Raw genomic sequence first — 25,894 nt, 5'->3', positions numbered from 1 at the left:
GTTGCGCACGTCCCGGTACACCCGATGAGGCCTGCCTTGAAATCCCGATCCGATGAGCTGCAAGTCTTCGTCGCCGTCATCCAGAGCGGCTCCATTTCCGCAGCCGCCGAGCAGTTCGGGCAAACCCCATCGGCGGTCAGCCGCACGCTGTCCAAGCTTGAAGCCAAGCTGGACACGACCCTGATCAACCGCACCACACGGCGCATGGACCTGACCGAGGAGGGGCGGTTTTTCTTCGAGCAGGCCAAGGACATCCTGGCGCGCATGGATGAGCTGGAAGAGCGTTTGTCGCTGCGTCAGCAGACGCCGGCCGGGCGCTTGCGCATCAATGCCGCGTCACCGTTCATGCTGCACGCGATCGTCCCGTACGTGGCCGAATTTCGCGAGCGCTATCCGGACATTCAACTGGAGCTCAACAGCGACGATCTGATCATCGATCTGATCGAGCACAGCACCGACGTCGCCATTCGCATCGGCGTGCTGGCCGACTCGACCTTGCATGCACGCTCCCTGGGCTGCACGCCGCTGAATATTCTTGCCAGCCCGGCCTACCTCGAACGCCATGGCGTTCCCGAGACTATCGCCGCCTTGAGCCAGCATGTGCTGCTGGGCTTCACCCAGACCGAAACCCTCAATCACTGGCCGTTGCGCCATGCCGAGGGCGATCGGTTGCAGATCCAGCCGCGGATCGCGGCGTCCAGTGGCGAAACGTTGCGTCAGTTGGCGCTGGAGGGGCAGGGGATTGTCTGCCTGTCGCATTTCATGACCCATGAAGACATTCGCCAGGGGCGTTTGCAGGTGGTGCTGGCCGAGGCCAACAGCGGCTATCGACAGCCGATCCATGCGGTGTACTACCGCAATTCGCAGTTGGCGTTGCGAATTCAGTGCTTCCTGGACTTCATTCAGGACAAGCTGGCCATTTACGCCTGCTGAATCTATGCCTGCTGACGCGGGCGCAGATGGATTGCACCGCTTTCGATCCGCCGCTTACCATGAAGCCTGATTGCCACTGCCAGGACTCATCATGAAGCGCATTGCATTGCTCGCCGCCCTCATCACGCTGGCCAGCTGCTCCAGCAAGGGGCCCGACGAAGGCAGCCTGGGCAACGAACAGGCCAAGGACATGTTCAAGGAGGCGATGTCGCAGCCGCCCGTGCCGCAGAGCGTGATGCGCAACGGTGACCGCCTGAGCTTCATGCTGTTGCAGCCCAAGAGCGAGACATCCCCGTTCGGCTTTCTGTTGCAGGTCGATGCGGCCTGTTCCAGCCCCAGCGCCAGCCTGATCTATCTGGATGGCGTGAAGCGCATCTATTTCGCCAGCCCCGATGGCAAATACGCGCCGGCGCGTCCGATTCCTGCCGGCCAGGTAGAAGTGCTCAACGCCAGCCCCGCCTTCCAGCGTGCCTGCGCCACAACGCCCCAGCCGGATTGGCGTGTGCTCAAGGGCAAGGGTGACGAGCAGTATGTGATGATCGATCGCAACAGCCTGTCCACCATCGACGGTCAGTTGCAGTTCTGGGCCGGCTACGATTCGCCGAGCATCGGCCACGACCTGCCGTACAACGCGCCCTATGCACAGAAGCGCGAACGCTATGCGCTGGACTGCGGCAAACAGACCTTCAGCCTGCTGGCCGGGTATGACCTGGACGAACACAACACCGTGACCGATGGCGGGGTGTTCTTCGAGCCCAAGACCTACGCGGTGAAGGGCAGCGATCCTGACTATCGATTACTGTTCGATGCGGCCTGCGGTAAACCCGAGGGCCTGGCTGCGTTGCCGGCATTCAAACCGCGGACCAAGGCACCGTTGGTGCTGACCACGCCCAGGGTGCAGGCGCCGGCGTTGTCGTCTGTCAAACAGTTGAACCTGCCGGCACCGGCAAAGCAGTTGAAGCGGACAGTGGAAACCGGCACCGCTCATCTCAAGGGGCAGAGTGCGCCGTTCACCGAGGAGAAGTCGTTCAGCCAGGATAAGGCGTCGGGCCTGCTGGCCGTGCGAACCAAGGGCAGCAACTTCGAGGGGCAGGCGGTGAGCTTTCGCGGGCTGGTCGCGTTGGCCCAGCAGACCGTGTACAGCGGCGAAGCGCCGATGGTGGATAACATAGGCTTGAATGCCATTGCGTTCAGTGGCGACTGGAAGAACATGCCGGTGGGCGCTCAGTTGGGCTATGTCACCGACGGCAAGATGAGCAACAGCGTGGTGGGCGAGTACGGCAAGCCGCGCCAGGCGTTCGACTGCCGCGTCGAACAGCAGGTGCCCGCCGCGCAGGTCAACGCCCGTCTGAGCGGCCAGGCGAAGAAGCTGCGGTGCGCGCATCTGGAGGACAGTTTCAAGCGGGTGGAGACGTTGTATTACCTGGAGGATTACGGGTACTTCTTCCGCGCCGGGGTGGACCCCAATGACTTCTTTCATGAAGAGCGGGTGTTGAAGGAAGTGGAGTGAGCGGTCGGGACCGCGTTGCTGCCGGACGCGGCTTGCGCCGCTGCTACAGGGATGGGGGTTTCTGTAGCAGCGGCGCGAGCCGCGTCAGGGTTTGGGCGTGTTTTGGTCAAACACGGAAATGGCTGACCATCATCTGCAGCTGATTGCCCAGGCGGGCCAGTTCGACGCTTGAGGCGGCGGTTTCTTCGCTGGCCGAGGCGGTTTGTTCCGACACGTCGCGTACGTTGATGATGCTGCGGCTGATTTCCTCGGCGACCGAGCTCTGCTGCTCGGCGGCTGCGGCGATCTGCTGGTTCATGGCCTGGATGCTGGACACCGTGCGCGTGATGTTTTCCAGCGACGTGCCGGCGCGACGCGTCAGTTCGACACTGCTGTCGGTCAGGCCGCGGCTGCTGAGCATGACGGCGGCGACCTGTTGGGTACCCGACTGCAAGCCTGCCACCAGCCCTTCGATTTCCTCGGTGGATTTCTGCGTGCGTTGGGCCAGGCCGCGCACTTCATCGGCCACCACCGCAAAACCACGTCCGGCCTCGCCTGCGCGGGCCGCTTCGATGGCCGCGTTGAGGGCCAGCAGGTTGGTTTGTTCGGCCACGGCCTTGATCACGTCCATGACGCTGCCGATCTTGTCGCTTTCCTTCTGCAGCGCGTTCATCGCTTCGGTGGAACGGCGGACTTCCTCGGCCAGCTTTTCGATCTGCGCAATCGCTTCGCCGACGACCTTGTCGCCCTCGCGCGCTTCCTCGTCAGCCGTGGTCGCAGCCACCGAGGCCTGCTCGGCGTTGCGAGCCACTTCCTGAACGGTCGCGGTCATCTCGTGCATGGCGGTGGCGACCTGATCGGTCTCGACCTTCTGATTGTTGACCCCGGCACTGGTCTGCTCGGTGACGGCCGACAGCTCTTCGGCGGCGCTGGCGATCTGGGTGACGCTGTCGCGGATGCCACCGATCAGTTCGCGCAGGGTTGCGCCCATGCGCTGGATGCCTTGCTGCAGCACGCCCAGTTCGTCCTTGCGCGTTACCTTCAAGTCGTGGCTGAGGTCGCCACTGGCGATGCGCTCGACCACGTCCAGAGTCTCCTGCAGAGGGCGGGTGATCTGCCGGGTGATGATCCAGGCGGCAAGGATGCCGAAGATCAATGCCAGCAGTGCCGCGCCGATCTGATAGCTGCGCGCTTCAGCGCTTTCGGCATCGCGGCGCTGAATCTGGATCTTGTACAGCTCATCGCTGAGGCGGACGATTTCCGAACCTTCGACGGTCATCTCGGCGCGTGCGGTAGTGATGGTGGCAATCGATGCTTTGAAGCTGGTCACCGCATTGCGGTAATTGACCAGTGCGGCAATGAGCTGCTGCATGCGGGCCTGCTCGGTAGGCAGGCGAGTGGACAGTTGTTGCAGTTCGACGGCGGCGCGGTCCATCTGCGCGAATGCAGCCTGCTCGGATTTTTCGTTGGCGTTGCTGACATAGGCAAGCACTTCATAGCGCGTCTGCTGGGTCAATTCCCGAATCCGGGCGCTGGCCTGCAATTCTTCGAAGCGCAGCTCGATGTCGGGCACGGCGAGTACGGCGTCGTTGATCTGAGCGACCAATGCAGTGGCGGCCGCTGCCGTGTCAGTCATGTTCTGCCGCGCCACGTTGCTCGTCTTGTAGCCGTCGCGCATCTGGTTGAGCGACTTCTGGTACGCCTCGATCTGTTCCGCCTGGGCTTTGAGCCGCTGCAGGTTTTCCGGGCTCTTGAACCCTTCGATCAGCTTCTGCTGCTGAGCCTTGAAACCGTCGAGCTGGGTTTGAACGGTCTGCGCCGAAGCGTCGTCGCCGTTGGCCAGCATGTATTGCAGCCGCACGATACGCAGCTTGGTCAGGCTGTTGTTGAGCTCGGAAATATCGCTCATCCAGTTGCTGCGCTGGATCAGGCTGCTCAAGCTGGTCCATCCGGTCAGCGCCAACAGCGCGGTCAATACCAGCACCAGGCCGAAGCCCAATGCAAGTTTTCGGGTAACGCTGATATTGCCGAACCAGCCGTTCATAAAATGTGCTCCTGACAGTAAAGGGTCAGACCTGGACGACCATAGTTGTGCTTATGGCGGTCGCCATGAAAAGGTCTCGGTGATTTCCCCATATCGGCCACGGGCGGCAGAGCTGAAACAAAAAGTGAGAACGGTGACGCAAAAAAAACGGCGCGATCAAGATCGCGCCGTTCATTGTCACCACCGATGCGTCATGCGATCGGCTGTGAACTCCACTCGCCATTGACCAGGCGCTGCAGGCCCAGCGGGTTGGCATTGCGCAGTGCTTCGGGCAGCAGCGCGTCCGGGTAGTTCTGGTAGCAGACCGGACGCAGGAAGCGGTCGATCGCCAGGGTGCCGACCGACGTGCCGCGGGCATCGGAGGTGGCTGGGTAAGGGCCGCCGTGGACCATGGCGTCGGACACTTCCACCCCGGTCGGGTAGCCGTTGACCAGGATGCGACCGACTTTCTGCTCCAGCACCGGCACCAGCCACTGGTACTTGACCAGGTCCGTACCAGTTTCGCCGATCAGCGTGGCGGTCAGCTGTCCACGCAGCGATTGCAGGGCAGTCTTGAGCTCGGCATCGTCGGCGACTTCGATCACCACGGTGGCCGGGCCGAACACTTCTTCCTGAAGCAGTTCGTCGCCATTGAGCAGCAGGCTCACGTCGGCCTTGAACAGCTGTGCCTGAGCCTGTTGCCCTTCCTGCGGGTTGCCGGCCAGGTGCGTGACACCTTGGTGCGACAGCAGGTGTTCCACGCCTTTGCTGTAGCTGCGCAGGCCACCGGCGTTGAGCATGGTTTGTGGCGCCTGGGCTGCCATTTGTGCTTGCAGGTGCTCGAGGAAAGCACTGAAGGCCGGCGAGCGAACGCCGATCACCAGGCCTGGGTTGGTGCAGAACTGCCCACCGCCCATCACCACGGAAGCCGCCAGTTCCTTGGCCACGGTTTCGCCACGGGTGGCCAGGGCGTCCGGCAGCAGCACGACCGGGTTGATGCTGGACATTTCAGCGAACACCGGGATCGGCTGGGCGCGCTCGGCGGCCATCTTGCACAGCGCGTTGCCGCCGTTCAGCGAGCCGGTGAAGCCGACTGCCTGAATCGCCGGGTGCTTGACCAGCGGCTCACCGACGCCGGCACCGAAGATCATGTTGAACACGCCCTTGGGCATGCCGGTTTTTTCCGCTGCGCGGATGATGGCGGTGCCCACCAGATCGGCTGTCGCCATGTGACCGCTGTGGGCCTTGAACACCACTGGGCAGCCCGAAGCCAGGGCTGCGGCGGTGTCGCCACCGGCGGTGGAGAATGCGAGCGGGAAGTTGCTGGCGCCAAACACGGCCACTGGGCCGACGCCGATGCGGTACTGGCGCAGGTCGACCCGCGGCAGCGGTTTGCGGTCCGGCAGGGCGAGGTCGATGCGGGCACCGAGGAAGTCGCCGCGGCGCAGGACCTTGGCGAACAGGCGCATCTGGCCGCTGGTGCGACCGCGCTCGCCTTGGATGCGGCCGGCAGGCAGGGCGGTTTCCTGGTAGACGACGGCAACGAAGTCATCGCCCAGGGCATCGAGTTCGTCAGCGATGGCGTCCAGGAATTCGGCGCGGCGAGCAGGGCTCAGCTGGCGATATTCCAGGAAAGCGTTGTCGGCGGCCTGGCAGGCGGCGTCGACTTCGGCATCGGTGGCTTGGTAGAAGGCATAAGGAAGCGCCTCGCCGGTGGTGGCGTCGACACTCTTGAGTTTGGGCTCGCCACTGGCGCTGCGGTTGCCGCCGATGAAGTTGTGACCGAGGATGTTAGGCATTGTTGTCTCCGTGTCCTGTGGGCGGGTTGTTAACAGACATCATACAACTTGGTCATATACCGGGCAAGTTGCCCCCCGAATCACCCACTGTAGCTGCCTCGGCTGCCGATGTGGTGAATCAGGCAGACCGTGGTGTGCCCGGACGCGGCTTGCACCGCTGCTACAAAAGCCCGTCGCGAGCGGTTGTGGCCCCTGTAGCAGCGGCGCGACCCGCGTCGGCGGTTGGCGCGGTGAATCAGGCAGACCGCTCGCCGTGAGCGGTTTTGGCTCCTGTAGCAGCGGCGCGAGCCGCGTCGGCGGTCGGCGCGGTGGATCAGGCAGACCGCGGTGCGTCCGGACGCGGCTTGCGCCGCTGCTACAGAGGTTTGGCGTGATCGATTGGCACCCCGCGTCGGCGGTGGATGCGGTGAATCTGGCTGAACGTGGTAACCCACATCGTCATTCGCGCCGAATGAAAGCAAATAGCCAGCACGCAAGGTAGCGGCGGACAGGGCCTTAGAGGTAAGGTGGGCAATGGTGCATCAATGGCGATCATGCGCGTCGCCCCATGGAGAGAACGAGAGGACATGCTGCCCATTCCCCTGTTGATCTGCGACGACTCGAACATGGCTCGCAAGCAGCTGCTGCGCGCCCTGCCGGCGGATTGGGACACCACTGTGACCCAGGCGGTGAACGGCCGCCAGGCGCTCGAGGCCGTGCGCGAGGGGAAAGGCGATGTGATGTTGCTGGACCTGACCATGCCTGACATGGACGGCTACCAGGTCCTGGCCGCGCTGCGCGAGCAAAACCTGCCGTGCAAGGTCATCGTCGTCTCGGGTGACGTGCAGGATCAGGCCCTGCGCCGGGTCCGCGAGTTGGGCGCGCTGGCCTTCATCAAGAAACCGGCCGAACCCGAAGAACTGCGCAGGGTGCTACTCAAGGCCGGCCTGCTGGAAAAAAACACCGGCCCGGCCCTGCATCGCAGCAGCGACAGCACGCTGCACATCGGCTTCATCGACGCCCTGCGCGAAGCCATCAACGTTGCCATGGGCCAGGCCGCCGCCATGCTGGCCAAAGTGCTTGGCGTGTTCATCCACCTGCCCGTACCCAACGTCAACCTGCTCGAAGCCAGCGAGCTGCACATGGTGCTGGCGGACGTGCAGAGTGAGCAACCGATTACCGCCATCTGTCAGGGGTTCATCGGCGGCGGCATTGCCGGCGAAGCGATGCTGATCTTCCACGATTGCGACATCGCCGACCTGGCTCGCTTGATGAATCGCAGCGCGCTCGACTACTCCGACCTCGAGATGCTGCTGGATCTGTCATCGGTCATCATCGGCGCCTGCCTCAGCGGCCTGGCCCAGCAACTGGACGTGATGTTCTCCCAGAGCCACCCGCACATCCTTGGCAATCATGCCGCGATCGACGATTTGATCGCCGTCGGCAAGCACCGCTGGAAAAAGACTCTCACCGTGGAAATCAGCTACGCCCTGGAAGGCCACTGCATTCACTTCGACCTGTTGCTGCTGTTCACCGAGGACTCGGTGCCGTTGCTGCGCGACAAGCTCGACTACCTGATGAACTGAACCATGAGCCGACCTATCGAACTCGACGAATTTCACTGGCTGCTGGCGATTACCCAGAGCATCGACGTAGGCGTGGTGGTGCTCGACAGCGATTACCAAGTGCAGGTCTGGAACACCTTCATGGAAAACCGCTCCGGCGTGCAGCCCAAGGACGCCATCGGACACTGCTTCTTCAGCTTGTTCCCGGAGATCGATTGCGAGTGGTTCCGCAAGAAGGTCAGCAGTGTGGTCACCCTCGGCACCCCGGCCTTCACCATCTGGGAACAGCGTCCGTACCTGCTGCGCTTCAAGAACTACCAGCCGATCACCGGGCAGGAGGCGTTCATGTATCAGAACACCACCATCCTGCCACTGCGCTCCACCCATGGTGAGGTCAAGCACATCTGCGTGGTGATCTACGATGTCACCGACGTGGCCATCAACCGGCGTCAATTGCAGGCCTCCAACCTGCAATTGCAGAAGCTGTCGAGCACCGATCGCCTCACCGGGCTGTGCAACCGTGGCCATTGGGAAGAAGCGCTGAAGGTCGAGTACGTCCGGCACGGGCGTTACGGCCACGCCACCTCGTTGATCATGTTCGACATCGATCATTTCAAACGGGTCAACGACACCTATGGCCATCAGGTGGGCGACCAGGTCATCCAGCGCGTGGCGCAGGTGCTGCGCGGGTTGGTTCGTGACGCCGACATTGCCGGACGCTACGGCGGCGAGGAGTTCGCCGTGCTGCTGCCGGACACCGACAAGGCCGGTGGCGCCATATTGGCCGAGCGGTTGCGCCAGGCCGTCGAGGCTGAAGTGGTCGAGCACGAAAGCGGCCCGATCCGCTTCACCATCAGCCTGGGCGTAGCCGACCTCGGCTACCCCAGCACCGAACACCAGCAACTGATCGAATGGGCCGACCAGGCGCTGTATGCCTCCAAGCGCGCTGGCCGCAATCGGGTGACCGTCTACGAGCGGCCCTGATCGGGACGATCAATCCTTGGTGGCATGCGCCCAGCGATAGTCCAGACGCGGCGCACGGACTTTTATTCGGCGCTTGGTCTTGCTGAACAGCGGCTCGTGCACCGGCTCGGGATCCTTCAGGAACACCGTCAATACCGCACTCAATGCGTACAGGCCAGTAAAGGCCCAGACAACGCCTTCCAAGCCGAAGCTTTCATTGAAGATCGCCACCACCGCAGGGCCCACCCAAGTGGACGCGCCTGCACCCAGGCTCAGCACCGACAGCGCGGCGGCCTTGTTGTGCGGCGCTAGGGCCGGCGCCAGTGCCGACAGCGGCACGAAGCACGCCAGGGTCAGGCCATACAGCGCGCCGAACACCGAGGCCAGCAGGAAGTTGTCGGGAAAGGCCTGCGGCATGAAGAAGAACAGCGGCGTGGTGATCGTGCTACCGATGGCACCCAGCCAGAGGATGGTATTGCGATAGCCGATCCGCGTGCTGATGACGCTGGAACCCATGTTGCCGATGATGTTGAACACGAAGACGATGGTCAGCAGTTGCAGCCATTGCTCCAGGGTGAACCCCACCGTGTCCATGAAGAACCCCGGCAGCACCACCAGAAAACCGAACATCGACGAGGTGTTGATGATGCGCACCACACCGGCCAGGGTCACCTTGGGGTGCGACCACATGATGGTGACGTTCTTGGCCATCGACACCAGCGGCTTCTCGCCTTCGGGCGCTAGGCGGCGCATGCCGTGGGCTTCACGCATGCCGATCAGGCCGATCAAACCACCGATGACCACCAGCGCGAACGACAGCCAGAAAGTCTGCAACGCGCCGATCAGCGGAATGCTCACGCTCGCCACCAGCGAACCCAGGGTTGGCAGGCCCGCCGCATAAGCCACCCAGAACCAGCCAACCGCCAGACCCATCTTGCGCGACGGTGTCGCGGCGGCGATCCACACCAGAAACCCGTAGGCGAACAGTGGATAGCCGAAGCCGCGCAGACCATAGGTCAGCAGGATCATCTTGTAGCTCAGGGTTTCCAGGCCATAGATCAGGAACAGAACCTCGAACACGCTCCAGATCAACAGGCCCAGCATCATGACCCGTTTCGGCCCCCAGATATTCGACAGTGCGCCGGCCAGCCAGGAGGAGATGCCGACGGTGACGCCATACAGCGTGAACACCATGGCGATTTCGCCTTCGGGCATGCCGCGGTCACTGAGAAACGGGGAGAGGTAACCCAGTTCGACGCCGTCGCCGATCATGAAGATCAGCAGGCCGACGAAGCCCCAGAACATGGGGTAGGGGATGCCGATCTTGTCGCACAGGCGAGAGAGGGAGGTGTTCGGAGTGGATTGATTGCTCAATGGTCCGTTCCTTTTTTGCAGCACGGCGCTTGGGCGCGCCGAATGAATGGCCTCGATGAGGTTGGAAGGCAGGCTCGGTGAAGAGCAAATCGCCACGCAGTGGTGGCACAAATCGGCGGGTAGGAGGGCGCAGCAGGATCGCCGGCGTACGGCGTGCATGGGCCCTGTAATCTGCTTTATTTGAGATTTTCGCGCCGTTTGCTTATTTGTTATCGCATCTGAAACGATTCAGCGCAACCGCCTGAGCGGGCGTTGCCTGCGACAACGTGCCCGGTGGTAATGGCCGCAGGCCACGTCTCATGGCGGCTAAGGTGTTGCAAAAAATGACTGAAAAAATTCGGATAATTTTCCATTGCCCCAGGCTTTGTCTCAGCATGTGAGAGCATGAGCGCGCCACGTCCCCAGGACTTGCCGCTCGCCGTTCCAAGGGGTAGATGTAGGGGCACCGACATTGGCAGGCGTTCCCATGTACCCGCTCATTTCCCACGTCGACAGCGACACTTCTCTGCCCGACAGCGCCGATGTGGTCATCATCGGCGGCGGCATCATCGGCGTGTGCACGGCCTTCTTTCTGGCCGAGCGGGGCGTGTCGGTGGTGCTGGTGGAAAAGAGCGGCATCGCCCACGAACAGTCGTCGCGCAATTGGGGCTGGGTGCGGACCATGGGCCGTGACGTCGCCGAAGTGCCATTGGCCATCGCCAGTCTGAAGCTTTGGGACGGCTGGGCCAGCAAGCTGCGCCACGAGACAGGATTCACCCGCTCCGGCATTCTCTATGCCTGCGAATCGGCAGCCGAGCTGGCGGCCAAGGTCAGTTGGCTGGATCAGGCCAAACCGCTGGGCATCGAGGCGCGGCTGCTCGACACCGTCCAGATTCAGGCGCGCCTGCAAGCCAAGGTGCCGGCCTCGTGGACCGGTGCGCTGTTCACCGAAAGCGACGGCCGCGCCGAGCCGGACATCGCCACGGCGGCCATCGCCGAAGGGGCACGCGCACGCGGCGCCAGGCTGTTCGTGCGCTGTGCCGCGCGCAGTGTCGAAACCACTGCGGGAAAGGTCAGCTCGGTGGTCACCGAACTGGGCGAAATCAAATGCACCAGCGTCGTGCTGGCGGCCGGCGCCTGGTCGAGCCTGTTCTGCGGCAACCTGGGCATCCGCCTGCCGCAGCTGCGCGTGCTCGGTTCGGTGATGCGCACCGGGCCGCTGCCGGGCGGGCCGGAGTGCGCCGTGGCCACCGAGAAGGTCTCGTTCAGAAAGCGCGCCGACGGCGGCTACACCGTGGCCCTGCGCAACGCCAACGTGGCGGCGCTGGTGCCGGACAGCTTTCGCTACCTGCCCGACTTTCTGCCCATGGTCAGGGCGCATCACCACGAATACCGCCTGCGCGTGACCCGCCAGAGCTGGCAGGAACTCAACACCCCCAAACGCTGGAGCAATGCCCAGGCTTCACCATTCGAGACACAGCGTTTGTACGATCCCAAGCCGGTGGACGCCTACCTCGACAAGGCCCTGAGCATGCTCGCCGAGCAATTCCCGATCTTTGCCCAGGCCCGGATCGAGCAGCGCTGGGCGGGGCTGATCGATGTCACACCCGACATCGTCCCGGTGATGGATCAGGTGCAGAGCCTGCCGGGTTTCTATCTGGCCACCGGCTTCTCCGGGCATGGTTTCGGCATCGGACCGGGCGCCGGCCACCTGATGGCCGACCTGATCACCGGCGAGCAACCCCTGGTCGATCCTGCGCCGTTTCGTTTCGCACGGTTCGCCCGATGAGGCGCGTTCATTCAGGGTCCCAATCGTTGCGCGATGCCATCGGCCTCCTTGCGCATGGCCTGCACCAACCGCTGCTGGTAAAGCGGGGTCATGCGCACGCTGGGCAAGGCGCAGCTCAGCGCCCCCACCGGGGCGGCGCTGGCGTCGAGGATCGGCACCGCCACGCCGGTGTGCAGCGGCAGCACGCGATCGGCCAGGCCGCAGGCGAAGCCTTGCTGGCGCACCTGCTTGAAGGTGGAGCGCAGGGCGCTGTCGCTGATGGCGTATTCGCGCAGCAGGCGCGGCGCGTTGTGTTCCAGAATCTGCGCACGGGCCGCAGTGGGCAGGTGGCTGAGCAGCGCCAGCGAGCCCTGGCCAACGCCGCTCAGCACGCGCGCGCCCACGCAGTCGGCAAAACTCTGGGTGGGATTGGCGCCTTCGTGCAGCTCCAGGCACAGGGCATAGTAGCCGTCCTGAACGAACAGAAAGAAGCTGTCCTGAAAGGTCTCGCACAGGCGCAGCAAGGCCGGACGGGCCAACTCGCGCACGCCGCCGGTGTTGCCGGCCTGGGCACCGAGGCTGAGCAATTGGTAACCCAGAAAGTAGGGACCCCGCAGCCGCGGCAGGCGCACGAAGCCGTAGGATTTCATGGCCTTGAGCAGGCGGTAGAGAGTGGCGCGGCTGAGCTGGGTGTCGGCGCTGAGCGCTTCGATGGTTGCGCCCTGCGCACCGCGCGCCGCGATCGCCTGGAGAATGTCGAAGGAGCGATCCAGCGTCTGCGTGCCTTGAGTGCTGCAGCGTGGCAGGCGGCGGGTCGATGAGTCGGTGTGGGGCATGCTGACCTCTCCCGTTAAGCGACGATTGCCGAGCCATGGCCCGGCAGGCCGACTGGCACTGCAAATGCGCTGCAATATCCGGGCCCTCGCCGCGCCCATTCATTCATGATCCATCAGGAGAAGAGCCAGCGATGCCAGGACCTCGCGTAGTACCCGTACAGGGCGATGAACAACTGCCGGAGCGTGTCGACGTGGTGGTGATCGGGGGTGGCATCGTCGGTGCCTCCACGGCTCTGGAGCTTGCCGAACGCGGCTTGAAGGTGGCGCTGTGCGAGAAAGGTGGCATCGGTCACGAGCAGTCCAGTCGCAACTGGGGCTGGGTGCGCATCTCACGCCGCGACCCGCGTGAACTGCCGCTGATGGCCCATGCCCTGAACCTCTGGGGCGACCTCGCCGCGCGCATCGGCAAGGACGTCGGCTACACCCGCGCCGGCATTCTCTTCACCTGTGCGGACGATCAAAGCTACGCGGAGCACGAGCGCTGGAAGGCCAATCTGGACGATTACCCGGTGCGTGGGCGGATGCTCTCGGGCACCGACCTGTCCGCAGTGCTGCCCGGCGCCGAGCGTTTGCGCATCAAGGGTGCGCTGTACACCCCCGATGACGGTCGCGCCGAACCGCAGCAGGCGGCCCCGGCGATTGCCGAAGCGGCGCGGACCAAAGGGGCGATGATCTTCACCGAGTGCGCGGTGCGTGGCGTCGAGCGCGCGGCAGGCCGGGTCAGCGGCGTCATCACCGAGCGCGGCGCGATCGCCTGCACGTCCGTGGTGCTGGCCGGTGGCGCCTGGTCGAGCCTGTTCTGCTCGCCATTGAAGGTGCATTTGCCGCAGCTCAAGGTGCTCAATTCGGTGATCCGTACCACGCCACTGCAGGGCGGCCCGGAATCCGCCATCTGGGCAATGGACTTCGCCGTGCGCAAACGCCAGGACGGCGGCTATACCGTCGCCTCCGGCCACGAGAACATCGCCGACATCGTCCCCGACTCCTTTCGCTACGCGCGGCAGTTCTGGCCTGCGTTGCAGCAGGAGCACAAATCACTGTCGTTTCGCCTGGGCCAGCGTTTTTTCCAGGAAGCCGTGCTGCCCAAGCGCTGGGCATTGGACGAAGCCAGCCCGTTCGAATACCGCCGCGTGCTCGATCCGGTGCCATCGATCCGGCAAACCAACCGCGCCCTCGCCAGCCTGACCAACGGCTTCCCGGTGTTCGCCAATGCGCGGATCGCCCAGCGCTGGGGCGGCATGATCGATGTCACGCCCGATGCCGTGCCGGTGATCTCGGCGGTGGACGGTGTGCCCGGGTTTTTCATCGCCACCGGATTCTCGGGTCATGGCTTCGGCATCGGGCCGGCGGCAGGCAGGCTGATGGCCAATCTGGTCACCGGTGAAACCCCGATCGTCGACCCGCAAGCGTTTCGCCTGTCGCGCTTCAGCGATGGTTCCAACCCACGGCCCATTTCCGGATTCTAGAAGCACCCGATCACTCGGCAACAGCCCTGCAGAAGCTCGTTCGAACGAGCCCGGGTCCAGCGTCCAAAACGCTTTCCAACGCCTGCCACCTGCCCTTTCTTCCTTACTGTGGGAGCTTCAGCATGTCGCAACGAGATGACTCGGATAAAGGCAACAGCCTGTTGAACCCGACCCGCCGCCAGGCGCTGGCCATGGCCATCATCGGTGCCGCAGGCACCCTGCTGCCCCTGGGCCGGGCCAGCCAATCCTTCGCGGCCATGGCCGCCCCGCCGTCCGGGCAGGTGATCATCGGCCTGTCCCAGGAACCCACCGTCTTCAATCCGCACATGCCGCACATCGAAGTGGACGACGGCATCCACTGGAACGTGTTCGACCCCCTGTTCGGCATCTCGCCCAGCGGTGAATTCGTTCCGGCCCTGGCCACCGAAGTACCGACCGTGGCCAATGGCGGCATCTCCGCCGACGGTCTGCAGTGGAAGGTGAAACTGCGCAGCGATGCCAAATGGCACGACGGCCGACCCTTCACCGCCGAAGACGTGAAGTACACCCTGGAACTGATCGTCTCGCCGAATTTTCGCAGCGGTCGCCGCGCCGGCCATGACCTGCTGCGCGACATCACCGTGGTTTCGCCCACCGAAATTCACTGGCGCATGGAGAAATCCTACGCACCCTACGCCTCGATCCTGTCGTCCACCTTCATGGTGCCCAAGCACATTCTCTCGGTCGCCGCCGACGTCAACACGGCACCGTTCAACAACGCACCGATCGGCACCGGGCCGTTCAAGTGGGGCACGCGGGTGGCTGGCGACCACATTCAACTCAAGGCCAATCCGGACTATCACGGCACCCAGCCGCAGATCGACAGCGTGATCTTCAAGTACATCCCCGACCTGACCGTGCTCTACACCCAGTTCAAGACCGGCGACATCGACGTCACCGCCATGCAGGGCATCACCCCCGACCATTACGAGGAAGCCAAGGACCTGGCCGGGCGCACCGTGGTGATCCTGCCGGTGGCCACCATCGAGTCGGTGACCCTGAACATGGAACGCCCCCAGTTCAAGGACCCTGTCGTGCGCCAGGCGCTGTACATGGCCATCGACAAGAAGACCATCATCGACGAGTTGTATTTCGGCCTGGTGCTGCCCACCGAAACCTACATGCCGCAACAGTCGGCCTACTACAACCCGAACCTGCCCAAGCAAAGCTTCAACATCGAGGCGGCCAGCAAACTGCTCGATGACGCCGGCTGGAAACCGGGCGCTGGCGGCATTCGCGAGAAGGGTGGGGTGCGCCTTTCGTTCACCAACTCCACCACCGCCGGCAACCAGATCCGCGAGCAGGCGCAGCAGTTCATCCAGCAGACCTGGCTGGCCATCGGTGTGGAGATGAAAATCTCCAACCTGCCGCCTGCGGTGATGTGGGGCGAGTACTGGGTGCAGTCCAAATTCGACTCGGTGATCGTCGGCAACAACTTCCTCACCGGTGCCGACCCCGACACCCGCGACTACTTCGGTTCGCAATCGACCAACGCCAAAGGCGGGGCCGGGCAGAACAACTCGCAGTACGTCAACGCCAAGGTCGACGAACTGCTGGCCCAGGGCGCAGCGATCCAGGACGTCGCCCAGCGCAAGGCGGTGTACGTGCAGGTGCAGGACCTGATCCGCCAGGACCTGCCCATCCTGCCGCTGTTTCAGTACACCTACGTGCGCGGCTACAAATCGGGCCTCAAGGGCTTCACCGGCAACATCAACCTGCGCATCGAACCCTGGAACGTCAACACCTGGTCCTGGACCTGAGCACGCCCATGCCTGGCCGCAGGGTCGGGTGTCGTTCGCACCGCAGAGGATTCAAGCATGCCGAACTACATTCTCAACCGCCTGGGGCAGAGCGCCGTGGTGCTGGTGCTGGTCTCGCTGATCGGCTTCATGGTGCTCAACCTGGCCCCCGGCGGGCCGATGTCTCAGTTCGCCCTGAACCCCGGCATGAGCCAGGCCGAGCTGGACCGCATCGCCGAGCAACTGGGCTTGAAGCGGCCACTGCTGGTGCAGTACATCGACTGGTTCAGCCATCTATTCGTCGGCGACTGGGGCCACTCGTTTCGCGACGGCCGCCCGGTGCTCAGCGTGATCGCCGGGCACCTGCCCGCGACGTTGCTGCTGATGGGCACCTCGACGCTGCTGTCCATCGTCATCGGCACCTGGGTCGGCGTGCTGGGCGCGGTGCGCCGCTATTCGGTGTTCGACACCCTGGCCACGGTCGGCGCGATGGTGGCGCTGTCGATTCCCACCTTCTGGTTCGGGCTGGTGGCGATCTTCTTTTTCTCCCTGCACCTGGGCTGGCTGCCGGCGGGCAACATGTACACCATCGGTGACCAGTCCCTGGGCGACTACGCCATTCACCTGGTGCTGCCGGTGCTGGTGCTGGCCTTGGTCAACGTGGCGATCTGGAGCCGCTACATGCGCTCCGCCACCCTCGACGTGATCGACCAGGATTTCGTCCGCACCGCCCGCGCCAAGGGCGTGCCCTATCGCCGCGTGCTGACTCACCACGTGATTCGCAATGCCCTGTTGCCGATGATCACCCTGGCCGGGCTGCAGATACCCACCATCCTTGGCGGCGCGCTGGTCACCGAAACGGTGTTCACCTGGCCCGGCATGGGCCGGCTGTTCCTCGACAGCCTGGGCTACAGCGACTACCCGGTGATCATGGGCATTCTGATGTTCTCCGCCGTGCTGGTGCTGCTGGGCAACCTGCTCGCCGATCTGTTGATAGGTGTCGCCGACCCCCGTGTCCGGCTGGCCTGAAGGAGTACCGCCCATGACCACCGCCACGCACTACCTGCCCGCCAGCCGCCGCTGGGCCTGGCTGGCCAACCCCACCCTGCGCCGTTTCATGCGCCACAAACTGGCCGTGCTCGGCGTGGTGATGATCACCGTACTGATTCTGGCCTGCGTGTTCGGCCCCTACCTGCTGCACTACAACGACCTGAGCATCGACATCCGCAACCGCTTCGCGCCGCCGTTCACCGGCAATCACTACCTGGGCACCGACGCGCTGGGCCGCGACACGGCTGCCCGCTTGCTTAACGCCGGACGCATCTCCCTGATGGTGGGCTTTTGCGCCATGCTCATCAGCATCGTCATCGGCACCCTGATCGGCGTCATCGCCGGTTACTACCGCGGCTGGATCGGCGCCGGGCTGATGCGCTTTGTCGATGCGTTTCTGTCCTTTCCCAGCGTATTCCTGGTGCTGGTGCTGGCGGCGTTCACCAAACCCAGCCCGATGATGATCACCCTGATCATCGCCGTGACCAGCTGGATGGAAATCTCGCGCATCGTCGAAGCCGAGATCCGCTCGCTGCGTGAGCGCGACTTCACCTTGGCCGCCCGCATGATCGGCGCCAGCAACCGCTGGATCATGTTCCGCGAACTGATGCCCAACGCCATCGGCCCGATCATCGTTGCGGCCACCCTGACCATCGCCAACGCCATCCTGCTGGAGGCCTACATCAGCTTCCTCGGCTACGGCATCCAGCCGCCCTTGCCCAGTTGGGGCAACATGCTCAACGCCGCCCAACAGTACCTGGGCAAGGCGCCCTGGCTGGCGATCATTCCCGGGCTGGCGATCACCCTCGCGGTGACCAGCTTCAACTTCATCGGCGACGGCCTGCGCGACGCGCTGGACGGCAGGAGCGACCTGAAATGAACGCAGATGAAAAGATCGCCGTGGCGCACCTCAACGTCGCCTTCCGCAAGGGCGCCGACTACGTACCGGTGGTCCACGACATCAACTTCACCATCGCTGCCGGCGAAACCCTGGCCCTGGTGGGCGAGAGCGGTTCGGGCAAGAGCGTCACCAGCCTGGCCATCATGAAGCTGCTCGCCGAAGCGCCGAAAACCCGCATCGACGGCAGCGCCATCGTCGCCGACCGCCACGGCGCGCCCATCGACCTGGTGGCCATGGGCGAACAGCAGATGCGCCACGTGCGCGGCAACCGCGTGGCGATGATTTTCCAGGAACCGCTGACCTCACTGAACCCGGTGCACCGCGTGGGCGACCAGATCGCCGAAGCGATCCGTTTCCATGAGTCCCTGAGCAAGGCCGATGCCCGCTCCCGCGCGCTGGCCCTGCTGGAGCAGGTCGGCATTCCGGAACCTGTGAAGCGCCTGGACTGTTATCCCCACGAGCTGTCCGGCGGCATGCGCCAGCGGGTGATGATCGCCATCGCCCTGGCCATGGAGCCGGACGTGCTGATTGCCGACGAACCCACCACCGCGCTGGACGTCACCGTGCAGGCGCAGATTCTTGACCTGCTGCGCAACCTGCAAAAGAAGAACGGCATGGCGATCCTGTTCATTACCCACAACTTCGGCGTGGTCGCGGAAATCGCAGACCGGGTCATGGTGATGTACGCCGGGCGCATCGTCGAACAGGGCAGCGTCAGCCAGGTGCTGTCCTCGCCGCGCATGCCCTACACCCGCGGCTTGCTGGCCGCAGTGCCGCGCTTCGAACAGGCCGGTCTGGCGCAAGGTGAACTGGGCACCATCGCCGGCTTCGTTCCCGACCCCAGCACACCGCCCAGCGGCTGCGCCTTCCACCCGCGCTGCGGCTACAGCATCGCTGGCCGCTGCGACCAACAGGCACCCGTGCTGGAAGAAATCGAAATGGGCCACCAACTGCGCTGCGTGCGCTGGCGGGAACTGGCGACCGAACAGGAAGGTGCACGATGAAAGAACGTCCGCTGATCGACGTCGTTGGCTTGAAGAAATACTTCCCCGTGCGCAAGACCTTCCTCGCCCACCGCCGCGACCGCGACGACAACCTGGTCCGCGCCGTGGATGGCGTCGACCTGAGCATCGCCCGTGGCGAAGTGCTGGGCCTGGTGGGCGAAAGCGGCTCGGGCAAGAGCACCCTGGGCCGCAGCCTGATGATGCTCGATCCACCCACCGACGGGCACATCGTCTTCGACAACACCGAGATCACACCCTTCAACGACCGCCTGCTCAAGCCCTATCGCAAGCGCATGCAGATGATCTTCCAGGACCCCTACGGCTCGCTGAACCCGCGCATGAGCGTGGGCGACATCCTCGCCATGCCGCTGCGCTTCCACAACCCCGAACTCGACGCCGCCGGGCGCCGCGAAAAGGCCGGGCAGGCCCTGGAAACCGTCGGCCTCGCGGCCCAGTACCTGGACCGTTACCCCCACGAGTTCTCCGGCGGCCAACGCCAGCGCATCGGCATCGCTCGCGCCCTGACCCTGGAACCTGAATTCATCATGGCCGACGAACCGGTGTCGGCTCTGGACGTCTCGGTGCAGGCGCAAGTGCTCAACCTGTTCGCGCGCATCCGTCGGCAGATGAACCTGACCATGCTCTTCGTCACCCACGACCTGGCCGTGGTCGGCCACATCGCCGACCGCGTTGCAGTGATGTACCTGGGCCGCATCGTCGAAATAGCGCCGACCCGCGAGCTGTTCAGCCATCCCCGCCACCCCTACACCGAAGCGCTGATGTCGGCCATCCCCATGCCCGAACCTGGGCAGCGGCGCCAGCGAATCGTGCTGCAAGGCGATATCCCCAGCCCTATTTCACCGCCTTCGGGATGCGCGTTTCGCACCCGATGCCCTTATGTGCTGCCCGCCTGCGCACAGGATCGACCGCTGTTGCGCGAAGTGAGCGCAGGTCATGGCGTGGCGTGTATACGGGATGATCTGGGGTTGGTGTCGCCGCTCACCGCTCACCCCAGCCCGAGCGCCTCGACGACGTCGCTGGCCAGCACCACCTCGGCGTACTCGCTGCCGAGTATCGCCAACGTCAGATCGTGAACGGTGCCCGCATCCCAAACCGTTCCATCCGCGCCGGTCACCGGGACCGCTGTCGTCGCATCCGAGGGGAGGGTAATGCTGTAGCCCAGCGCCTTTCCGGCGCGAACGGTGGCATCCATGCTGTTGTGAACGACCACACCCGTCAGCACGAAGCGCGTCACCTGCATGGCCTTGAGCACCGCATCCAGCTCCGTGCCAATGAACGCACAGTTCTGCTGCTTGGTAATCACCGGCTCGCCCTCCACCGGCGCAACTTCCTGCTTGATCCCATTCCACGGCCCATGGCTGTGGTACGTCGACGTAGGCGTCGGCTCATTGTGCTTCACATGCAGCACCGGCCAGCCATTCGAGCGCCACAGCTGCAGAAGCCGCTGGATGGTTTCCAGATAGCCAGGGTTGCTCTTGCCCTTCCATCTCGGCTGGTCGATGGCGTCTTGCACATCGAGGATGATCAGGGGGATGGGGCTCGGTGGGTTGCTCATGGACGGCCGTTTTGTCGGAAAGGAATCGCGTCAGTGTGCGGTAAGGGGCACGGGGCTTCAATGGGTGGTGGGAGGTGGGGGGGGCGTGGCAGGCGTATCTGAAAGGGCTATGATCTTGATCACCGTGCACGATTGATCCTGATGATGCGGACCTCGCGCCGCATCATTTCCATGAGGAAAGCCAATGAGCGAGAACAAGACCGCTATCAGCATCGACTGGGTTGACCCTGACGATGCTCCGGAGCTGACCGATGCTTTTTTCGAGCGTGCCGACGAGTACGCAGGTAGTCAAGTCATCCGCCGTGGTCGACCCAAATCTGGCATTGTGCGGGAGCGCATTTCGATCCGCCTCGAACCGGCCGTGCTCGCAGAATTCCGAGCCTCTGGGCCTGGTTGGCAGACGCGCATGAATGCCGCATTGGCGGACTGGCTCAAGACCCATGACCCTTCGGATCTGCAAGGGTAGCTGGGTCACGCTCATGTGAAGACACTTGTAACGCATGACCTGAACGGATGACTCAGTATCACTAATTTGAGTTGATAACCGTCAAGGTATGACAGTTGCTATCTGCAGCCATTATCGACATCACCTCAGTCGTCTACGAACGCAGCTCCAAGTTGTTTCTCATCATTGGCAGCTACGCCAAACCCAACAACGAGACTCCATCACAAGGGAGCACCATGACCCAACGACAACTCCATCTCGATCACCTTTGCCTCACCCTCCCGGATGGACGCCTACTGCTGGACAACCTCAACCACAGCTTCCACGCCAAAGCCACCGGCATCGTCGGCGCCAATGGCAGCGGTAAATCCCTGCTGGGCCAGTTGCTGGCTGGCGACCGTGCGCCGAGCAATGGCTGCGTCCGCCGCGAGGGGCATGTCTATGTCGTCTCTCAACAGCTCGAGCCCGAGCGTTTTCCCACCGTTGCCGCGCTGGCGGGCGTCGAGCACATCCTGCAAGCCCTGCAGCGGATCGCCGAAGGCAGCCTCGATGATCACGACCACACGCTTGCGATGGACCAGTGGGATTGCGCAGCACGCCTGCGCGCAGAGCTGGACCTGAACGGCTTGGGCCACTTGACCGCCGACACACCGACGCACGCCCTCAGCGGTGGCGAGCGCCAGCGCATCGCACTGCTCGGTGCCTGGCTGTCCAAGGCCGACTGGCTGATCCTCGACGAACCGAGCAACCACCTCGACCGCGAACAACAGCAGAAACTGGCACAACAGATCCAGCGCTGGCCGAACGGCTTGGTGATGATCAGCCATGACCGCGCTCTGCTCGAACTCATGGATGAAATCGTCGAACTCTCGCCCACCGGCCTCGCCGTTTATGGCGGCAACTACAGCCATTACGTCGCTGCCCGCGAACTAGAGCAACAAGCCTTCCAGGCGACCTTGCAAGGCGAACGCACCCAAGCCAAGCGCGAGCAACGGGAAATGGCCATGCAGATGGAGCGCCAGCAACGGCGCAATGCACGCGGTGATCGTAACGCCCGTGATGGTAGCCAGACCAAGCTGATCACCAATGCTCAGAAAGAACGCAGCGAGAACAGCCAAGGCAAACTGCGCCTCAATCAACAGCTCGCCCGCGAGCAGCAGCAACAGCGCATTGCCGATGCCCGTGCGCGCTGCGCCGCCGATATCCAACGCATAATGCTGCCCCCGGAAACCGTCGTACCCAACGGCAAACTGGTGCTTCAGCTCAATGATCTGATACTGCCGTTCGGGCATGTCCCGCCGATTAGCTTTACCCTGACAGGCCCCCTGCGCCTGGCCATCACGGGCGCCAACGGCAGCGGTAAATCGACACTGCTTCAGGTCATCGCCGGCTGCCTGATACCGCGCGCCGGAGAAGTCATTTGCACGGTGGAAGTGGGTTGGCTGGACCAACACGCCGGCCTCGAACACCCTGATCGGACCGCCGTGCAATGGCTGCACGAAAGCAACCCGGAACTGCCCGAAGCCGAAGCCAGGACTCGGCTGGCCCAGTTGGGCATCGACGCCGATCGCGTCCTACTGCAGACCGCGCAGCTCAGCGGCGGCGAACGTCTCAAGATAGCCCTGGCGGCACTGCTGCACGCGCACCGCCCACCCCAGCTATTGCTGTTGGACGAGCCCGACAACCACCTGGATCTGCCCAGCAAGCTGGCACTTGAACAGATGCTAGGTCAGTACCAGGGCGCGCTGCTGGTGGTGTCCCACGACGATGCCTTCATTGAGGCGCTGGGTGTGGATCAGACACTGCATCTTCTCCGTCCACGCCCATAAGCATCGTGTTTTAGAAATCCACCGTCCCGGAAAACTTCACCAGCCGTGGCTCACCCTGGGTCAGGTAGCCGCCGTTGGCCGATGCCCAGTAGTTCTTGTCGGTAATGTTCTCCACGTTCATACGCAGGGTGATGTCCTTGCGCTCGACCTTGAAGGTGTAGCGTGCGCCCGCGTCGAAGCGGTTCCAGGTGGGCAGACTCAGGTTGTTGGCCTGGTCGGCATACTGGCCACCGGTGCGCAGCGCACGGGCGTTGAGCGCCAAGCCATTCAGGCCCGGTACGTCCCAATCCACCGTCGCGTTGAGCTGGAAGGTCGGCACGCCGATGGCGTGGTTGCCGTCATTCGCGCCGGCCTGCGTGTCTTCGAGCTCGGACTGCAGGCGCGTGCCGCCGGCCATCAGACGCAGGCCTTCCACGGGTTCGCCGAACACACTCAACTCGACACCACGGTTGATCTGCTTGCCGTCGCGCAGGTAAACGTCAACGGTGCCGCCGCCGGGCGCTGCAACGCTTTGCGTGAAGCCATCGGTAGGTCGCTCAATGCGGAACGCCGCCAGCGTCGCCCCCCATGATTGCTTGTCCAGCTTGATCCCGGCTTCCACCTGCTTGGTGCGACCGGGCGGGAACGCTTGGCCCGCGTTGATCACCGAGCCGGGCGCAGTCGGTCCCGCCGACAGCCCCTCGATGCGGTTGGCAAACAGCGATACCGACTCCACCGGCTTGTAGACGATGCCGTACACCGGCGTGGTGATCGCCTCGTCGTACATGGCGGTCCGACCGCCCCCTGCACCGGTCGTGGACTCATACGCATAGTTCTGCACCAGCAACTGCTGGCGCCGCAGCCCGGCCGTGACCAGCACCGTGTCGTCGAAGAAACCCAAGGTGTCCGACACTGCAAAACTGCGGTTACGGGTCTTGCCAGTGATGCCAGGATCGCTCATGTCACCGGCCGCGAAGTTCACCGCGGTAGGCTTGGCCAGAGGCCCGGTGTTGTAGATGTTGGTAGTGCCAGTGGGCAGGTAGAACTCGTAGGCGTTGCGCTGCTCGGTCCAGATGCTCGACGCACCCACGCTGATCTGATGACTCACCGGCCCCGTCTGCAGGTTGCCGTTGATGCCGGTCATGACAGTGGTATTGTCCTCGTCGTGCGGAATCTTCGACCCGCCGATGGTCGCCGCGCCCGTGCTCGAATCGGTCAGCACCGGCGTGCCATACACACCGTTCTCCCGCGTGTGCTTGGCGCCACCCGCCACGTACGCCGTCCAGTCCTCGTTGAGGTCCCACTCGCCACGCAGCATGCCAAAGGTGTCCTCAGTCTCGCTGTAGGTCCAATCCTGGCCGTAGTTGTGGCTGGCATCCGGCGCCCGCGGGATGCTCGTAATCGTGCCGAAGCGCACCGAGTTGCGCAGCCCATTGATGCGCTGCTTCTGATAACCGAAATCGCCGGACAGGCGGAAGTTGTCACCCCGATAATCCAGCCCCAGCGTGAACAGCTTGGTGCGCTGCGACTCGTCATCGACCGCCGTATCACCCTCACGCTGGGCCAGATTGACCCGCGCACCAAAACGGTTGCCTTCACCAAAGCGCTGACCGATATCCAGATGCTCACCCACACGGCCATCCGTGCTGATGTCCTGCGTGTAGCGACGAATGGGCTCATCGCCCGCCCGCTTGGGCACCAGGTTCACACTGCCACCCAACCCGGTCCCCGTCGGGCTCACACCGTTGATGAACGCGTTCGGCCCCTTGAACACCTCGACCCGCTCCACCGCATCGGTGGAAATGATCTGCCGCGGCAACACCCCGTACAAACCGTTGTAGGAAATGTCATCACTGGACAGCGGCAAACCACGAATCACGAACACCTGCGCCTGGTTACCGAAACCAAACGACTGCCGCACCGACGGATCATTCAGCAGCACATCGCCCACGTCCTCCGCCTGCTGATCCTCGATCAGCTTCGAGGTGTAGCTGGTCAGCGTGAACGGCACATCCATGTTGTCCTGGTTGCCCAGCACACCCATCTGCCCACCGCGCGCCACCTGCCCACCGGCAAACACCTCGGGCGAAGCGCCTTTGGTGGTCTTGGAGGTTTGCGCATCGATCGAGGTAGCGTCCAACACGAGAGCGTCCGCCCCGTGGGCGCCGAGGCTCAGTGAGCAGCACACCGCCAGAAGGGTAGGGCGAGAAGGAAAACGAAGGGCCATGGGAGCAATTCCGGGAATAGAAGAGGTCAATGAAGCGCCTCCCTGGCAACTGAGAATGTGTCTCAGTGGCGCGTATCCTAACAAGAGTTTCACAAAGCGTTAACGCTTTTTTGAGGGGATTTTCACGAAGTGCGATGAAGTGGCTCGGCAGGCGCTCTACCTAAAGAATGGCAAAGCGCTACCGATAGGTAGTCAGTGATGGCATTTCAACCTTTGCTTTGGAAATGGAATTTCAAATGAGTCTGCATGACGACCTGCACGATGGACCCATTGCGCCACGTCCGCGCGTTCAACAACGGGCGCATCCGGGGTGGCTGTTGTGGCTACTGGTACCAGCGATCGCGGTGGGTATGAACTGGGCGCGGATTGCCGCGTACTTTGAGCCTGCGCGTGTAGAGCCGCCTGCTGAGGTGGTTGAGCGATATGAATCGCCGGTTGTTGAAACTGCGCCGGTATCTGCACCCGTTGTGCGAGCAGTGGCGCCCGTTGTGCCTAAAACCCTGCACGAGTGCATGGGCGCTGACAATGTGGTCAACGACCAGGTGTTGCGGTGTTGGTACGGGGACCGTCCTCAGCTAATGCGCGAAGAGCGGACGGTGCAGGGGATGGTGTCGGCGCAGTATTTGGCGGAGTACAAGGCGGGGCAGAGTGCGCGGCCGGTTCGGCGGGCTGTTAGTGGTGGGTCTGAATCGCACCTGATACTCGGTTGGGACGGGAAGAGGTCGTATACGGCTTCGTGGAGTGTCAGTGATAACCAGATTGATCACGGCAGTGTTTGCACTGGCTACCGAAGTGGGTCGATTGAATATCGGGAATGCAGGAAAGGCGCGAAGCAGTGGTTCAAGGAGCAGTGCCGTTCAGAGCGAAATCCGGCACTGCGGGAGCGGTATTGTTCGGCGGCTTCGGGGTTCAGTCCGATGGGATAGAGCCC

Annotated in this window: 19 protein-coding genes; 13 read left to right on the top strand and 6 right to left on the bottom strand. The window is 63.4% G+C overall.

Going from position 1 to position 25,894, the window contains the following annotated elements; translation table 11 throughout:
- Nucleotides 1-36 precede the first annotated feature (36 nt).
- Nucleotides 37-933, top strand: coding sequence for a LysR family transcriptional regulator (locus QMX89_RS16385; protein WP_049858618.1), 897 nt, complete (start codon nt 37-39; stop codon nt 931-933).
- A 91-nt stretch (nt 934-1,024) separates the two neighbouring features.
- A complete protein-coding gene (locus tag QMX89_RS16380; RefSeq protein ID WP_282348990.1) occupies nt 1,025-2,443 on the top strand; it encodes a hypothetical protein in 1,419 nt (472 codons plus the stop codon).
- Nucleotides 2,444-2,549: 106 nt separating this feature from the next.
- Here QMX89_RS16380 and QMX89_RS16375 read toward each other — a convergent pair whose 3' ends face one another.
- Nucleotides 2,550-4,466 (bottom strand): methyl-accepting chemotaxis protein, encoded by a 1,917-nt coding sequence (locus QMX89_RS16375; RefSeq protein ID WP_282348989.1) that lies wholly within the window; start codon nt 4,464-4,466, stop codon nt 2,550-2,552.
- Nucleotides 4,467-4,657: 191 nt separating this feature from the next.
- Entirely contained in the window at nt 4,658-6,244 is a 1,587-nt protein-coding gene (locus QMX89_RS16370) for an aldehyde dehydrogenase (NADP(+)) (RefSeq protein ID WP_282348988.1), read from the bottom strand.
- 566 nt (nt 6,245-6,810) lie between these two features.
- Between QMX89_RS16370 and QMX89_RS16365 the strand changes: the two genes are divergently transcribed.
- Together QMX89_RS16365 and QMX89_RS16360 are read left to right on the top strand one after the other, a co-directional pair.
- Complete coding sequence (locus QMX89_RS16365) at nt 6,811-7,809, top strand: response regulator (RefSeq protein WP_282348987.1); 999 nt, start codon at nt 6,811-6,813, stop codon at nt 7,807-7,809.
- A gap of 3 nt (nt 7,810-7,812) precedes the next feature.
- On the top strand, nt 7,813-8,772 hold the full coding sequence (locus tag QMX89_RS16360; protein ID WP_282348986.1) for a sensor domain-containing diguanylate cyclase: 960 nt from the start codon (nt 7,813-7,815) through the stop codon (nt 8,770-8,772).
- Between the two features lie 9 nt (nt 8,773-8,781).
- Here QMX89_RS16360 and QMX89_RS16355 read toward each other — a convergent pair whose 3' ends face one another.
- Nucleotides 8,782-10,125, bottom strand: coding sequence for an MFS transporter (locus QMX89_RS16355; protein ID WP_282348984.1), 1,344 nt, complete (start codon nt 10,123-10,125; stop codon nt 8,782-8,784).
- 466 nt (nt 10,126-10,591) lie between these two features.
- On the opposite strand from QMX89_RS16355, the gene QMX89_RS16350 reads away from it, so the two are divergent.
- Entirely contained in the window at nt 10,592-11,893 is a 1,302-nt protein-coding gene (locus QMX89_RS16350) for an FAD-binding oxidoreductase (RefSeq protein ID WP_282348983.1), read from the top strand.
- A gap of 11 nt (nt 11,894-11,904) precedes the next feature.
- Here the strand turns inward: QMX89_RS16350 and QMX89_RS16345 are convergent, their stop codons facing one another.
- Entirely contained in the window at nt 11,905-12,708 is an 804-nt protein-coding gene (locus tag QMX89_RS16345) for an IclR family transcriptional regulator (protein WP_192069101.1), read from the bottom strand.
- Nucleotides 12,709-12,839: 131 nt separating this feature from the next.
- On the opposite strand from QMX89_RS16345, the gene QMX89_RS16340 reads away from it, so the two are divergent.
- From QMX89_RS16340 to QMX89_RS16315, 6 genes are all read left to right on the top strand, one after another.
- A complete protein-coding gene (locus QMX89_RS16340) occupies nt 12,840-14,174 on the top strand; it encodes an FAD-binding oxidoreductase (protein ID WP_282348981.1) in 1,335 nt (444 codons plus the stop codon).
- A gap of 122 nt (nt 14,175-14,296) precedes the next feature.
- Entirely contained in the window at nt 14,297-15,973 is a 1,677-nt protein-coding gene (locus tag QMX89_RS16335; RefSeq protein WP_122743166.1) for a peptide ABC transporter substrate-binding protein, read from the top strand.
- A 57-nt stretch (nt 15,974-16,030) separates the two neighbouring features.
- A complete protein-coding gene (locus tag QMX89_RS16330) occupies nt 16,031-16,981 on the top strand; it encodes an ABC transporter permease (protein ID WP_043190850.1) in 951 nt (316 codons plus the stop codon).
- A 13-nt stretch (nt 16,982-16,994) separates the two neighbouring features.
- Nucleotides 16,995-17,882, top strand: coding sequence for an ABC transporter permease (locus tag QMX89_RS16325; protein ID WP_192237976.1), 888 nt, complete (start codon nt 16,995-16,997; stop codon nt 17,880-17,882).
- Nucleotides 17,879-18,907: an ABC transporter ATP-binding protein gene (locus QMX89_RS16320; protein WP_282348978.1), complete on the top strand. Its 1,029-nt coding sequence runs from the start codon at nt 17,879-17,881 to the stop codon at nt 18,905-18,907. The genes QMX89_RS16325 and QMX89_RS16320 overlap by 4 nt, the downstream gene beginning before the upstream one ends.
- Nucleotides 18,904-20,001, top strand: a complete 1,098-nt coding sequence (locus tag QMX89_RS16315) for an oligopeptide/dipeptide ABC transporter ATP-binding protein (RefSeq protein ID WP_282348977.1) — start codon at nt 18,904-18,906, stop codon at nt 19,999-20,001. The genes QMX89_RS16320 and QMX89_RS16315 overlap by 4 nt, the downstream gene beginning before the upstream one ends.
- On the opposite strand, the gene QMX89_RS16310 is transcribed toward QMX89_RS16315, so the two are convergent.
- Nucleotides 19,914-20,483: an isochorismatase family protein gene (locus QMX89_RS16310; RefSeq protein WP_282348976.1), complete on the bottom strand. Its 570-nt coding sequence runs from the start codon at nt 20,481-20,483 to the stop codon at nt 19,914-19,916. The genes QMX89_RS16315 and QMX89_RS16310 overlap by 88 nt on opposite strands.
- Nucleotides 20,484-20,667: 184 nt before the next feature.
- Between QMX89_RS16310 and QMX89_RS16305 the strand changes: the two genes are divergently transcribed.
- Together QMX89_RS16305 and QMX89_RS16300 are read left to right on the top strand one after the other, a co-directional pair.
- Nucleotides 20,668-20,949: a BrnA antitoxin family protein gene (locus QMX89_RS16305; protein ID WP_056845190.1), complete on the top strand. Its 282-nt coding sequence runs from the start codon at nt 20,668-20,670 to the stop codon at nt 20,947-20,949.
- A 215-nt stretch (nt 20,950-21,164) separates the two neighbouring features.
- Complete coding sequence (locus QMX89_RS16300; protein WP_282348975.1) at nt 21,165-22,757, top strand: ATP-binding cassette domain-containing protein; 1,593 nt, start codon at nt 21,165-21,167, stop codon at nt 22,755-22,757.
- Nucleotides 22,758-22,767: 10 nt separating this feature from the next.
- On the opposite strand, the gene QMX89_RS16295 is transcribed toward QMX89_RS16300, so the two are convergent.
- The gene (locus QMX89_RS16295; RefSeq protein WP_282348974.1) at nt 22,768-24,963 is read right to left on the bottom strand and encodes a TonB-dependent siderophore receptor; all 2,196 of its coding nucleotides are present in this window, start codon (nt 24,961-24,963) and stop codon (nt 22,768-22,770) included.
- Nucleotides 24,964-25,894 lie beyond the last annotated feature (931 nt).

The sequence above is a fragment of the Pseudomonas sp. PS01301 genome (assembly GCF_029960215.1).
Taxonomy (GTDB): domain Bacteria; phylum Pseudomonadota; class Gammaproteobacteria; order Pseudomonadales; family Pseudomonadaceae; genus Aquipseudomonas; species Aquipseudomonas coleopterorum.
Note: the sequence above shows the minus strand (reverse complement) of the source record. Positions and strands in the feature narration are given on the sequence as shown.

Excerpts from the sequence above, each read along its gene's own strand:
- QMX89_RS16380 (WP_282348990.1), top strand. The coding sequence starts at position 1,025 with ATGAAGCGCATTGCATTGCTCGCCGCCCTCATCACGCTGGCCAGCTGC.
- QMX89_RS16375 (WP_282348989.1), bottom strand. The coding sequence starts at position 4,466 with ATGAACGGCTGGTTCGGCAATATCAGCGTTACCCGAAAACTTGCATTG.
- QMX89_RS16370 (WP_282348988.1), bottom strand. The coding sequence starts at position 6,244 with ATGCCTAACATCCTCGGTCACAACTTCATCGGCGGCAACCGCAGCGCC.
- QMX89_RS16365 (WP_282348987.1), top strand. The coding sequence starts at position 6,811 with ATGCTGCCCATTCCCCTGTTGATCTGCGACGACTCGAACATGGCTCGC.
- QMX89_RS16360 (WP_282348986.1), top strand. The coding sequence starts at position 7,813 with ATGAGCCGACCTATCGAACTCGACGAATTTCACTGGCTGCTGGCGATT.
- QMX89_RS16350 (WP_282348983.1), top strand. The coding sequence starts at position 10,592 with ATGTACCCGCTCATTTCCCACGTCGACAGCGACACTTCTCTGCCCGAC.
- QMX89_RS16345 (WP_192069101.1), bottom strand. The coding sequence starts at position 12,708 with ATGCCCCACACCGACTCATCGACCCGCCGCCTGCCACGCTGCAGCACT.
- QMX89_RS16340 (WP_282348981.1), top strand. The coding sequence starts at position 12,840 with ATGCCAGGACCTCGCGTAGTACCCGTACAGGGCGATGAACAACTGCCG.
- QMX89_RS16335 (WP_122743166.1), top strand. The coding sequence starts at position 14,297 with ATGTCGCAACGAGATGACTCGGATAAAGGCAACAGCCTGTTGAACCCG.
- QMX89_RS16330 (WP_043190850.1), top strand. The coding sequence starts at position 16,031 with ATGCCGAACTACATTCTCAACCGCCTGGGGCAGAGCGCCGTGGTGCTG.
- QMX89_RS16325 (WP_192237976.1), top strand. The coding sequence starts at position 16,995 with ATGACCACCGCCACGCACTACCTGCCCGCCAGCCGCCGCTGGGCCTGG.
- QMX89_RS16320 (WP_282348978.1), top strand. The coding sequence starts at position 17,879 with ATGAACGCAGATGAAAAGATCGCCGTGGCGCACCTCAACGTCGCCTTC.
- QMX89_RS16315 (WP_282348977.1), top strand. The coding sequence starts at position 18,904 with ATGAAAGAACGTCCGCTGATCGACGTCGTTGGCTTGAAGAAATACTTC.
- QMX89_RS16310 (WP_282348976.1), bottom strand. The coding sequence starts at position 20,483 with ATGAGCAACCCACCGAGCCCCATCCCCCTGATCATCCTCGATGTGCAA.
- QMX89_RS16305 (WP_056845190.1), top strand. The coding sequence starts at position 20,668 with ATGAGCGAGAACAAGACCGCTATCAGCATCGACTGGGTTGACCCTGAC.
- QMX89_RS16300 (WP_282348975.1), top strand. The coding sequence starts at position 21,165 with ATGACCCAACGACAACTCCATCTCGATCACCTTTGCCTCACCCTCCCG.
- QMX89_RS16295 (WP_282348974.1), bottom strand. The coding sequence starts at position 24,963 with ATGGCCCTTCGTTTTCCTTCTCGCCCTACCCTTCTGGCGGTGTGCTGC.